General features: G+C 69.1%; 10 protein-coding genes and 2 tRNA genes. 10 read left to right on the plus strand and 2 right to left on the minus strand.

All coding sequences use genetic code 11. The features are described 5' to 3' along the window. Window positions 1–99: 99 nt before the first annotated feature. From J2X21_RS04035 to J2X21_RS04075, 9 genes are all read left to right on the plus strand, one after another. Window positions 100–1,065, plus strand: coding sequence for a cupin-like domain-containing protein (locus tag J2X21_RS04035; RefSeq protein WP_310325158.1), 966 nt, complete (start codon window positions 100–102; stop codon window positions 1,063–1,065). Window positions 1,066–1,071: 6 nt separating this feature from the next. After that, the gene (locus J2X21_RS04040) at window positions 1,072–3,315 is read left to right on the plus strand and encodes a DUF6445 family protein (protein WP_310325159.1); all 2,244 of its coding nucleotides are present in this window, start codon (window positions 1,072–1,074) and stop codon (window positions 3,313–3,315) included. A gap of 30 nt (window positions 3,316–3,345) precedes the next feature. After that, window positions 3,346–4,272, plus strand: a complete 927-nt coding sequence (gene hemC / locus J2X21_RS04045) for a hydroxymethylbilane synthase (RefSeq protein ID WP_310325161.1) — start codon at window positions 3,346–3,348, stop codon at window positions 4,270–4,272. Continuing rightward, on the plus strand, window positions 4,269–5,018 hold the full coding sequence (locus J2X21_RS04050) for a uroporphyrinogen-III synthase (RefSeq protein WP_310325164.1): 750 nt from the start codon (window positions 4,269–4,271) through the stop codon (window positions 5,016–5,018). The genes hemC and J2X21_RS04050 overlap by 4 nt, the downstream gene beginning before the upstream one ends. A 16-nt stretch (window positions 5,019–5,034) precedes the next feature. Next, window positions 5,035–6,183, plus strand: a complete 1,149-nt coding sequence (locus tag J2X21_RS04055; RefSeq protein WP_310325166.1) for a uroporphyrinogen-III C-methyltransferase — start codon at window positions 5,035–5,037, stop codon at window positions 6,181–6,183. Between the two features lie 13 nt (window positions 6,184–6,196). Further along, a complete protein-coding gene (locus J2X21_RS04060) occupies window positions 6,197–7,444 on the plus strand; it encodes a heme biosynthesis HemY N-terminal domain-containing protein (RefSeq protein WP_310325169.1) in 1,248 nt (415 codons plus the stop codon). Between the two features lie 81 nt (window positions 7,445–7,525). Beyond that, window positions 7,526–7,602 (plus strand) — tRNA-Arg (locus J2X21_RS04065). A gap of 105 nt (window positions 7,603–7,707) precedes the next feature. After that, a tRNA-Arg gene (locus J2X21_RS04070) sits at window positions 7,708–7,784 on the plus strand. A gap of 155 nt (window positions 7,785–7,939) precedes the next feature. Then, on the plus strand, window positions 7,940–8,197 hold the full coding sequence (locus J2X21_RS04075; protein WP_310325171.1) for a hypothetical protein: 258 nt from the start codon (window positions 7,940–7,942) through the stop codon (window positions 8,195–8,197). 115 nt (window positions 8,198–8,312) lie between these two features. Here J2X21_RS04075 and J2X21_RS04080 read toward each other — a convergent pair whose 3' ends face one another. Continuing rightward, window positions 8,313–9,344 carry a CaiB/BaiF CoA transferase family protein gene (locus J2X21_RS04080; RefSeq protein ID WP_310325174.1) on the minus strand — a complete coding sequence of 344 codons (1,032 nt, stop codon included), beginning with the start codon at window positions 9,342–9,344 and terminating at the stop codon, window positions 8,313–8,315. Between the two features lie 14 nt (window positions 9,345–9,358). Here J2X21_RS04080 and greB point away from each other — a divergent pair, with 14 nt between their 5' ends. Next, the gene (greB, locus tag J2X21_RS04085; protein ID WP_310325177.1) at window positions 9,359–9,931 is read left to right on the plus strand and encodes a transcription elongation factor GreB; all 573 of its coding nucleotides are present in this window, start codon (window positions 9,359–9,361) and stop codon (window positions 9,929–9,931) included. Here the strand turns inward: greB and J2X21_RS04090 are convergent, their stop codons facing one another. Next, window positions 9,932–11,476 carry a tetratricopeptide repeat protein gene (locus J2X21_RS04090; RefSeq protein WP_310325180.1) on the minus strand — a complete coding sequence of 515 codons (1,545 nt, stop codon included), beginning with the start codon at window positions 11,474–11,476 and terminating at the stop codon, window positions 9,932–9,934.

The following is an 11,476-nucleotide window of genomic DNA, read 5'->3' on the forward strand; positions in this document are numbered from 1 at the left end:
GGGGGACGGCGCCGTGTGCGGCATTGAGCCGCACGCCGGCGCCCCGGGCGGTCCGGCTTGGGAGCGGCCCGGCGCTCGGCCCGCAAGTTTCATTTCGACGTGAGTGCCGACGCCATCCCTGCCGACGTGCTGCAGTCCACCCAGCCCGTGCTGTTGCGCGGCCTGGTGCGGCACTGGCCGCTGGTGCAGGCGGCGCAGCGCTCCGATGCAGCCTTCTGCGACTACCTGCGCGGCTTCGGCGCCGAGACCCGGCTGAACGTCTGGCGCGGTGCGCCGGAGATCGGCGGGCGCTTCTTCTACAACGCCGACTTCACCGACTTCAACTTCCGCCGCGAGACCCATGCCTTCGGTGCGCTGCTGGACGAACTGCTGGCCGGCACGCTCGACGCGCTCTACCTCGGCTCCACCGGCATCGACTACTGCTTCCCCGGCCTGCGCGAGCCCAACGACCTGCCTGCATTGGCCCCGTTCAATCCGCATGCCAGCATCTGGCTGGGCAACCGCATGCAGGTGGCCACGCATTTCGATCTGCCCGACAACATCGCCTGCGTCGTCTCCGGGCGGCGCCGCTTCACGCTGTTCCCACCCGAGCAGGTCGCCAACCTCTACATCGGCCCGCTGGACCTGACGCCCGCCGGCCAGCCCGTCAGCCTTGTCGATGTGACGCGGCCCGACCTGCAGCGCTTCCCGCGCTACGCCGAAGCGGCCAAGCATGCGCAGACCTTCGAGCTGCTGCCGGGCGATGCGCTGTTCATCCCCAGCCAGTGGTGGCATGGCGTTGAGTCGCTGGAGCCCATCAGCGGCCTCGTCAACTTCTGGTGGCGCCAGTCGCCGCCCTTCATGGACACGCCGCTGAACACGCTGCTGATGGCGCTGCTGTCGCTGCGCGACCTGCCACCGGCCCAGCGCGACGCCTGGCGTGCGCTGTTCGACCACTACGTCTTCGACGCCGACGAGCACACGGCGGCCCACATCCCGCCGGCTGCGCGTGGCCTGCTCGCGCCGATGGATGACCGCAGTGCCCGACAGTTGCGCTCCATGCTGCTGAACCGGCTCAACCGCTGATCCGCCATGACCCTGACTTCCGCTGCTCAACCCGTCCGCCGCATCGTCATCGCCGGTGGCGGCACCGCCGGCTGGATGGTGGCCGCGGGCCTGTCCAAATGCCTGGGACGGCACTACGACATCCGCCTGGTCGAGTCCGAGGAGATCGGCACCGTCGGCGTCGGCGAGGCCACCATCCCGACGCTGCACCTGCTGCATGAGGTCCTGGACCTGGACGAGCGCGAGTTCATCCAGGCCACACAGGCCACGTTCAAGCTGGGCATCAATTTCGAGAACTGGCGCAACGTCGGCGAGAACTACTTCCACTCCTTCGGCAAGACCGGCAAGGGGCACTGGACGGCAGGCTTCCACCACTTCTGGCTGGACGCACGCAAGCGCGGCCTCGCGAGCGACTACGGCGACTACTGCCTGGAACTGCGCGCCGCGATGGAGAACCGCTTCGCGACGCTGCCCGACAACGGCATCAATTACGCCTACCACTTCGACGCGACGCTGTACGGCCAGTACCTGCGCCGCTACTCCGAGGCGCTCGGCGTGCAGCGCATCGAAGGCAAGATCGCTCAGGTCCACACGGACGCCGACAGCGGCTTCGTCACCGGCCTGCAGCTGGCCGAAGGCCCGCTCCTCGAAGGCGACTTCTTCATTGACTGCACCGGCATGCGCTCGCTGCTGCTGGGCGAGACGCTGGGCGTGCCCTACGAGAGCTGGCAGCACTGGCTGCCCTGCGACAGCGCGCTGGCCGTGCAGACGACGCTGGTGGGCGAGCCCGTGCCCTACACGCGCTCCATCGCCCACCCCTGGGGCTGGCAATGGCGCATTCCGCTGCAGCACCGCGTCGGCAACGGCGTCGTGTTCAGCAGCCAGCACATCAGCGACGACGAGGCCCAGGCCGCGTTGTTGGCCAACGTCGAAGGCGAAGTGCTGCGCCAGCCGCGCGTCATCCGCTTCAAGCCGGGCCAGCGCGAGCAGGTCTGGAAGAAGAACGTCGTCGCCATCGGCCTGTCCAGCGGCTTCCTGGAACCGCTGGAGTCCACCAGCATCCACCTGATCCAGAAAGGCCTCACCCGCCTCATCGAGCTGTTCCCGACCGACGGCGTGCGCCAGAGCGACATCGACGAATACAACCTGCAGACGCGCGAGCAGATCGAGATCATTCGCGACTTCATCATCCTGCATTACCACGTCACCAACCGCGACGACACGCCGTTCTGGCGCGGTTGCCGCGACATGGAAGTGCCGCCGCTGCTGAAGCACCGCATCCAGCATTTCCGCGACACCGGCCGCATCATGCTGCGCCAGGGTGAGCTGTTTGCCGAGAACTCCTGGGTGCAGGTCATGATGGGGCAGGGCATCACGCCCGCCAGCCACCACCCCATCACGCGGAACATGGACAACCGCAGCCTTGCCGACTTCCTTGGCGAGATCCGCAAGGACGTGGCGCGCACGATGATGAAGCTGCCCAGGCACCAGCAGTTCATCAACCAGTTCGCGCCGGCGCCCAAGGTCGACGTGAAGGTGGCGCCCCAGGCCCTGGGCAGCCCCGCGCTGCGCATCAATCCGCAGGCGAAGCTGGAGGTCGTCGAGCTGGCCGGCGGCGCCAGGGTCTACGTCGTCGATGACTTCGCGCAAGACCCGGACGCCCTCGTCGCGCTGGCCCAGGCGGCCGGCAGCCAGTTCCAGGCGCCGCCGGGCCATCCCTATCCCGGCCCGCAGCTCAACCTGCCCGACAGCATGGCCGCCGAGCTGGACGCCTTCTTCCGCCGGCAGCTGGGCGGCCCGCTGCGCACCGGCGCGCCGCTGGGCATCTATGCACGCTTCTCGCGCGTCACGCAGGACGCCGCCACGCTCGACGGCCGCCAGCGCATCTGCCACCGTGACGACTCCGGCCTGCAGCCGGGCGAGATGGTCGCGGCCTCGGTGCATTACCTGTTCAAGGACGAGCAGCTGGGTGGCACGGTGTTCTTCCGCTCGCTGATGTCCGAGGCCGACACGGCTCGGTTCCGCCTGGACGCCGGCACTCTGGACCCCAGCGCCTTCGGCGACAAATACGGCGTCGCGCCCGGCTACATGACCGAGAGCAACCGCTATTTCGAGGTCATCGGCCGCGTGCCGGCCAAGTGGAACCGCGCGATCTTCTACGACGGCGGCATCTTCCATTCCGGCGACATCGGCAAGGCTGCGCCTGCGGCCTACCGCGAATTGCCGGGCCGCCTGACGATCAACGCGTTCTTCAAAAGTCGCTTGCCCTGACGCTGAAGTGGCCGCCTCGATAATCGAGGCATGACCGCTTCCATCACCATCGCCACCCGCGAGAGCCGCCTCGCGCTGTGGCAGGCTGAGCATGTGCAGGCCCGCCTGGCCGCCGAGCTCGGCATCACCGCCACCCTGCTGGGCATGACCACGCGCGGCGACCAGATCCTCGACCGCACGCTGTCCAAGATCGGCGGCAAGGGCCTGTTCGTGAAGGAGCTGGAGGCCGCGCTGGCCGATGGCCGTGCACAGCTCGCCGTGCACTCGCTGAAGGACGTGCCCATGGAGCTGCCCGAGGGCTTCGTGCTGGCCGCCGTGCTGGAGCGCGAAGACCCGCGCGACGCCTTCGTGTCCAACGATTTCGCGTCGCTGGCCGATCTGCCCGAAGGCGCGGTGGTGGGCAGCTCCAGTCTGCGCCGTGTCACGCAGATCCTCAGCCGGCGGCCCGACCTGCGCGTCGAGCCGCTGCGCGGCAATCTCGACACGCGGCTGCGCAAGCTGGACGACGGCGGCTACCACGCCATCGTGCTGGCGGCCGCCGGCCTGAAGCGCCTGGGCCTGGCCCAGCGCATCCGAGGCTTCTTCGAGATCGACCAGATGCTGCCGTGCGCGGGGCAGGGCGCGCTGGGGCTGGAGATCCGCGCGGGTGACGACGGACTGGCCGAATCGCTTGCCCGCCTGAACCACGTGCCCACGTTGCTGGCCTGCGAGGCCGAGCGCGCCGTGTCGCGCGCGCTGGGCGGCAGCTGCAGCCTGCCGCTGGCCGCGCATGCGCACTGGCAGGGCGGCACGCTGCAGCTGGAGGCTGCGGTAGGTCATGCGGAGATCCACGCGTCGCCGCTGCTGCGCGCCAGCGTGTCCGCGAGCGTGGCCGATGCGGGCGCGGCCCGCGAGCTGGGCCAGCAGGCCGCGCTGCGGTTGCGCGAGCTCGGTGCCGGCTCCTACCTGCCGGGATGACCAAGCCCACGCTGGTCCTGACGCGTCCGCGCCCGCAATGCGGCGCCTGGCTGGCTCGACTGGCCGCGCTGGGCCAGCCGGCGGTGGCGCTGCCGCTGATCGAGATCCTGCCGGCCCGCGACCCCGACCCCGTGCGCGCGGCATGGGCGGCGCTGCCGGGCGTGGACCTGGCCGTCTTCGTCAGCCCCAACGCTGTGGAGCACTTCTTCTCACAGGCGCAAGGGGCCGCCTGGCCCGCCCACACGCTGGCGGCCTGCGTGGGCCCTGGCAGTGCCCAGGCCCTCGCGGCTCATGGCGTGCCGGCCGCGCTCATCGTCCAGCCGGCTGCCGACGCGGCCAGCCTGGACTCAGAAAACCTGTGGCAGCAACTGCAGCCTCGCCGTGATTGGGCCGGCGCCCGTGCGCTGCTGCTGCGCGGCGACGGCGGCCGCGAATGGCTGGCCGAGCGCCTGGCCGAGGCCGGCGCCCGCCCCGAGCCGGTGACCGTCTATCACCGCAGCGGCCCGCGCTTCGATGCCGCCGAGCAGGTCTTGCTCACACAAATCCTTGCGCAGCCGCAAGGATTTGTCTGGCTGTTCAGCAGTGCCGAAGCCGTGGGTCATCTGGCCGGCCAACCCCTGAATGGCCAGCGCGCCATCGCCACGCACCCACGCATTGCGGAGGCGGCCAGCGCCGCAGGCTTTGCGCCTGTGGTTTTGGCGCGACCCGACCCCGAAGCGGTGACGCAGGCGCTGAAACGGCTCTGACAGAATCTGCCGCACTGTGAGTGAGCCGATTTCCCCCGACACGGCGCTGCCGACCGCGGCCGAGCCCGCGGCGCCCCCGCCCCCCGCTTCTTCCCCTTTGCCGGCCTGGCTGCCCTGGCTGCTGGCGCTGCTGGGCGCCGCCGTGCTGCTGTGCGTGGTGCTGGCGTGGCAGAGCCTGTCCCGCCAGCAGTCGCTGGAACAGGAGCTGGTACGCCGCCAGGAGGCCAGCCAGGCCCAGGCCACCGAAGCCCGCATGGCGGCCAAGCAGTCCGGCGAGCTGGTGCGCGACACCGCCGCCAAGGTCTCGTTGCTGGAGGCCCGCCTTGCCGAAGTCGCGCTGCAGCGCGGCCAGCTGGAGGAGCTGATCCAGTCCATGTCCCGCTCGCGTGACGAGAACGTCGTCGGCGACATCGAGGCCGCCATCCGCGTGGCCTTGCAGCAGACGCAGATCACCGGCAGCGCCGAGCCGCTGGTGGCCACGCTGAAGCAGGCCGACGAGCGCCTGCTGCGCTACAAGCAGCCGCGCATGGAAGGCGTGCGTCGCGCGGTTGCGCGCGACCTGGACCGCGTGCGCGCGGTGGCCGTCGTGGACGTGTCCACGCTGACCATCAAGCTCGACGAGGTTGTGCGCATGGCCGACGAACTGCCGCTGATGTCCGGCGGCGACGTGGCCGTGCGCCCGCGCGAGGAACGCCCCTCCGAGGTTGCCGCCAAGCAGCGCGAGAACGCGCTGAAGCTGCAGCGCGAACAGGCCGCCGCCGCGGCCGACGGCAAGCTGGCGTTGTGGTGGTGGCAGGCGCGCGAGCAGCTGTCCAGCTGGACCGGCCTGGTCTGGGGCGAGGCGCGCACGCTGCTGCGTGTGACCCGCATCGAACACCCCGAAGCCGCGCTGATCTCGCCCGACCAGAGCTTCTTCCTGCGCGAGAACCTCAAGCTGCGCCTGCTGAACGCCCGTCTGGCGCTGCTGAGCCGCCAGTTCGACACCGCACAAAGCGACCTGCGCGACAGCCAGGAGATGCTGAACCGCTACTTCGACATGCGCTCGCGCAAGGTGGCCGGCGTGGCCGAGTTGCTGCGTCAAGTCTCCGGCCAGGCCCGCCAGGTCAGCGTGCCGCGCCCCGACGACACGCTGGCCGCGCTGACCGCGGCAGCGGCCGGTCGCTGAGGGGAGGCGGAACATGCGCCTCGTCATCTGGCTGGTCCTGCTGTTCGTCGTCGCCGTTGTCGCGGCGCTGACGCTGGGCTCCAACGACGGCCTCGCCAGTTTCTACTGGGCCGGCTGGCGGCTGGACATCTCGCTCAACCTCTTCCTGCTGTTGTTGGTGGCCAGCTGCTTTGCGCTGGTCACAGCGATTCAGGCCATCGAGGCGCTGACCACGCTGCCCAAGCGCGCCCGCGAATGGCGGCTCTCGCAGCGTGAGCGCAGCGCCCAACTGGCGTTGCGCGAGGCGCTGGTCGAGTTCTTCGGTGCCCGCTTCAGCCGCTCGCAGAAAGCGGCGCAGAAAGCCCTCAGTATCCAGTCCGCCACCCCCGAATTGGCGGCCGACCAGGCTTTCATGGCGCTGGCCCATCTGCTGGCCGCGGCCAGTGCCCATCGGCTGCAGGACCGCCGCCACCGCGACGAGCAGCTGACCCGCGCGCTGGACCTGGCCCGCCGCAGCGGTGGCGCCCGTGCGCACGAGGACGGCGCCCGGCTGCTGGCCGCCGAATGGGCGCTGGACGACCGCGATGCCGCCCGCGCCCTGGGCCTGCTGGGTGAACTGCCGCCTGGCGTGGCCCGCCGGACGCAGGCACTGCGCTTGAGGCTGCAGGCATCGCGCCTGGCGCAGCAACCGTTGGATGCGCTGCGCACCGCGCGCCTGCTGGCCAAGCACCAGGCGTTCTCCAAGGTCGCTGCGCAGGGGCTGCTGCGCACGCTGGCCTTCGAGGCGCTGGACGGTGCCCGCGACGTCGACCAGTTGCGCATCGTCTGGCAGCAGCTGGATTCCGCCGACCGCCGCGACCCGCTGGTGGCAGCCCGCGCCGCGCAATGCGCTGGCCAGCTGGGCGCACCGGACGATGGCCGGGGTTGGCTGCGTCCGTTCTTCGATGACCTGGGCGAGTTGCAGGCGGACGATCGCTCCGCGCTGGCTTACGCCCTGGTGCCGGTGCTGGCGGGTTGCGGCCACGACTGGCTGCAGCGCCTGGAGGCTGCGCAGTCGCGTTTCCCGCGCGAACGCGCGCTGGCCTACGCGTTGGGCCATGCGCTGGCCGAACGCCAGCTGTGGGGCAAGGCCCGCCTGATGCTGGAAGCAACGGCCGATGACGCCTCCATGCCCAGTGCCGCTCGGCGACGCAGCTGGCTGAGCCTGGCGGCGCTGGCCGAGCAAGAGGGCGACGACGCACGTCGGGCGCGTTGCTATGAGGCCGCGGCACGACTGCCCTGAATGTTTGCCGGCTAGTGCTTCACCGAAAAACGCGAAAGTCTTGCTGGGGCTTCAGAATTCTGGCTATACTGTGAGGCTTCAGCGGCTGTAGCTCAGTTGGATAGAGTACTTGGCTACGAACCAAGGGGTCGTGGGTTCGAATCCTGCCAGCCGCGCCAGAACAACAAGAAATGGATCGACGGGTTAGCCGTGAAAACAGCTAACCCGTTCTTCTTGGCGCCAACATGGTTGCCGGATGGGGTTTCCTCATCAATGTCAGATAAGCGGCTGTAGCTCAGTTGGATAGAGTACTTGGCTACGAACCAAGGGGTCGTGGGTTCGAATCCTGCCAGCCGCGCCAAAAACAAGAAGCGATTTACGGGTCAGCACCGCAAGGGGCTGACCCGTTTTCCTTTGCAGAAGCGCTCCGCACCTTCGCCCGCGCGCCAATTTGCACTGGTTGAAGCTGTATGAAAATACAGTATCATGGCAGCGTCGCCCACGAAGGGAGTTCGCATGCAACTGAACCTGGAAGAGCCCGAAAGCATCGTTCAATGGTGGCGCATCTGCCCCGAGCGGCACTGGCTGTACCTTGAGACACTGGAAGCCCAGTCGCCCCAGTTCCGCAGCGCGATCCATCATGCCCGCCATCGCATTGAGGCCGACTCGATGTTCAGCAGGCGCCGCGTCCAGGCGCTGGCAGATGAGTTGCAGGCGGCATGGAATCAAGGCGAGGAGTTGATCGAGCAGGGCGCGGAAGCCGAACTTCATTGAAGCGCACGCGCGGCTGCGCGTGCCTCACGAGATCGCAGTTGCCGGGTGTGAGGTGCACACCAAGGCGTTCATGCCCGGCGGCTTCGGTGTCGCCGGGCTTTTTTTGTTCCGCTGTTCAGCGGGGCTTCGAGAAGCGCGGCGCGACGGCGGGTTGCCAATAGCCGTCGCGGGTCGGCACGAAGCTGGCCCGGGCCTGCGCATGCGGATGCAATGGCGCCTCACCCAGTGTCAGCACCGGTGCGAAGCAGGCGTCGCTACCTTCCAGCAAGGCGCACCATTCGTCTCGCGTCTTCTCGCGGATGCGGGCGGCCACGCGCTCGCGCAGCTGCGGCCATTGACTGCGGTCGTGTTGCGCGGCGGGCTCCACATCGGCGAGATCCAGGCGCCGCAGCAGTTCGCCATAGAACTGCGGTTCCAGCGCGCCCAGCGAGATGAAGCGGCCATCGGCGCATTCGAAGCAGTCGTAGAACGGCGAGTTGTGCAGGAAGAAGTTCTGCTCGGGCTCGTCGCTCCAGAGGCCGTCCGCACGCATGGAATGCAGCAGGCTGGACATCAGCCCTACGCCGTCCACCATGGCCGCGTCCACCACGCGGCCGCGGCCGGTCTGGCGCGCTTCCCACAGCGCGGCCATCAGGCCGAAGGCCAGCAGCAACGCGCCCCCGCCCATGTCACCGATCAGCGTGGCCGGGATACTGGGCGCCACGCCCGGCCGGCTGGCGACTGAGAGCACACCGGTCAGCGCTACATAGTTGATGTCGTGGCCTGCCGCCTGCGCCAGCGGGCCGGTCTGGCCCCAGCCGGTCACACGGCCATAGACCAGGCGTAGGTGGTGGGCGAAGCTGTCGGGCCCCAATCCCAGCCGCTCCATGACACCGGGACGCAGCCCCTCGATGACCGCGTCGGCATCATCGATCAGCCGGCGCGCCTGCGCGAGGCCGTCCGGCGACTTCAGGTCCAGCGTGATGCGGCGCTTGCCGCGCTGCAGGCCGGTGCCGGTGTCCAGCATGGGGGCGCCAGGGCGCTCGATGACCAGCACGTCGGCACCGTGGTCGGCCAGCAGCATGCCGGCGAGCGGACACGGGCCGAGGCCGGCCATCTCGATGACCTTGAGCCCGGTGAGCGGACCGGGGGAGGAGGGCGCTTGCATTGGACAATGTTGGCATGAGCAAGGCCTTTACCAAGGAATCCGACGCAGCCGACGACGATGATGGCGATGGCCCTTCGCTGCCGGCCCTGCCGGCGGGAACGCGCAACTACATGACGCCCGCGGGCTATGCCCGGCTGCGCAGCGAGTTCATGCAGCTCATCGACGTGGAGCGGCCCAAGATGGTGGAGACGGTGTCCTGGGCGGCCAAGAACGGCGACCGCTCGGAGAACGGCGACTACCTGTACGGCAAGAAGCGGCTGCGAGAAATAGACCGTCGCCTGCGTTTCCTGACCAAGCGGCTGGACATCGCCGAGGTGGTAGACCCCAGCGCCCACTTCGGCTCCGAGCAGGTGTTCTTTGGCGCGACGGTGACCTATGCGAACACCAAGGGCGATGAGAAGACCATCACCATCAAGGGCATCGACGAGTCCGACAGCCTGGCGGGCGAGGTCAGCTGGGTGTCGCCCATCGCGCGCACGCTGCTGAAGGCGCGCGTAGGCGACGAACTCAATCTCGTGACGCCGGTGGGCGTCGAGAAGATCGAAGTCGTCGAGGTGAACTACCCGGCACCGGCAGCCGGGGAGTGATCAGGACTTCTTCGGCGCGGGCTTGAGCATGGCCTCGGCTCGGGCCTTGTCTTCGGGACTCAGCTTGGCGGCGATGGCCGGCAGGGCGGTCGCGGCCTGCTCGTGGCCCTGGCCCTTGGCCAGCGTGCACCAGGCGTAGGCGGCAGCCATGTCCTTGTCGCCGCCCTGGCCCTGCGCCAGCATGACGGCGAGGTTGAACATTGCGTCCGGCTGGCGGCCGCGCGCGGCCGCCTGGAACAGCTGCCGCGCGGTGGCGAAGTTCTGCGGCACCACCTCGCCGCTGTAGAAGAAGGTGGCCAAGGCGTTCTGCGCCTCGACATGGCCCTTCAAGGCGGCTTCCTTGTAGAACACCACGGCGCGCTCGGGGGCCGGCGCGGACAGGCCTTCACCCCGATCCAGCATGCGGGCCGCGGCGTAGGTGGCGTCCAGGTTGCCGGCCTTGGCGGCGGCGCCGTAGTAGGCGCCGGCGCGCTTCAGGTCCAGTGGCACGCCTTCTGGCTGCTTGGGCATCTGGTGGTGATAGAGCTGGCCCAGCATGTACAGCGCCGTGACGTCGCCCGCCTCGCCCGCAGCCTGCAGATAGTCCAGCGCGCGCTTGGGGTCCTGCTTGGTGCCCACGCCGCTGAGGCTGGCCTGGCCCAGCAGCGTGCCGGCGGGTTCGAAGCCGTAGTCCAGCGCCTTGTTCCACCATTTGTAGGCCTCGACCGGGTCGCGCTTGGTGCCCTGGCCAGTCAGGTGGATGCGCGCCAGCAGCAGCGAGGCCTCGACGCGGGTGTTGATGGTGTCGGGCTTGGCGGGGTCGAACTTCAGCCGATCCTTGACCGGGTCGTAGCGCGCGTCGACGACCTCGCGCAGCCAGGCGATGGCCTTGGGCGTGCTGGCCGGCGTGCCCAGGCCCAGCAGATGGATGCGGCCCAGCATCATGGCCGCTTCCTCGTAGCCCAGCTTCTTCCAGCCTTCCTCGAACTTGGTGCGGGCGTCGACGAAGTTGCCGGCCTCGTAGGCTTCGAAGGCCTGGGTCAGAGACTTGTCCTTGCGCGCGATCCAGTTGCGGCCGGCCGCGAAGCGCTTGTCGCCGACGCCGCAGGCGACGGCGGGCGACTGGACGTCGCTGGTGGGCTGGGTGCCGCTGGTGAATTCCGAGACGGCGCTGCCCACCGTGGCGGTCTTGGCGTTGCCGTCGGGGCTGAGGTCGCTGATGCGCTCGACCTCGTTGGACGGGTTGTCCAGCATGCCGAAGTCGCGCAGATAGGCCAGCGTGACGTCGTCATCGGCCGCCGAGTAGCCGCTCAGGAAGCCGCAGGACGATGCGTACTGGCGCGACAGGATCTTGTTTTTGGCAGCGATGACAACGGACGGGTCGACGCCGCCGTTGCGCTGGCCGGTGATCTTGACCGCACCCAGGCTCTGGGTGGCGGCGGCCGCAAGCTTGTCGGCTTCGGCCTGCTGGGCGCCGGCGGCGTGGGCCGCCAGCGCCAGCGTGAACGCCAGGCCGGCTCGCGCCACCCGGTTCTTCATGAAAGAGGGATGGGCGATGCCGGTCAT

Source organism: Roseateles asaccharophilus (assembly GCF_031458115.1).
Classification (GTDB): Bacteria; Pseudomonadota; Gammaproteobacteria; order Burkholderiales; family Burkholderiaceae_C; genus Pelomonas; species Pelomonas asaccharophilus_A.

Excerpts from the sequence above, each read along its gene's own strand:
- J2X21_RS04060 (WP_310325169.1), top strand. The coding sequence starts at position 6,197 with ATGCGCCTCGTCATCTGGCTGGTCCTGCTGTTCGTCGTCGCCGTTGTC.
- J2X21_RS04040 (WP_310325159.1), top strand. The coding sequence starts at position 1,072 with ATGACCCTGACTTCCGCTGCTCAACCCGTCCGCCGCATCGTCATCGCC.
- J2X21_RS04050 (WP_310325164.1), top strand. The coding sequence starts at position 4,269 with ATGACCAAGCCCACGCTGGTCCTGACGCGTCCGCGCCCGCAATGCGGC.
- J2X21_RS04075 (WP_310325171.1), top strand. The coding sequence starts at position 7,940 with ATGCAACTGAACCTGGAAGAGCCCGAAAGCATCGTTCAATGGTGGCGC.
- hemC (WP_310325161.1), top strand. The coding sequence starts at position 3,346 with ATGACCGCTTCCATCACCATCGCCACCCGCGAGAGCCGCCTCGCGCTG.
- greB (WP_310325177.1), top strand. The coding sequence starts at position 9,359 with ATGAGCAAGGCCTTTACCAAGGAATCCGACGCAGCCGACGACGATGAT.
- J2X21_RS04080 (WP_310325174.1), bottom strand. The coding sequence starts at position 9,344 with ATGCAAGCGCCCTCCTCCCCCGGTCCGCTCACCGGGCTCAAGGTCATC.
- J2X21_RS04090 (WP_310325180.1), bottom strand. The coding sequence starts at position 11,476 with ATGACCGGCATCGCCCATCCCTCTTTCATGAAGAACCGGGTGGCGCGA.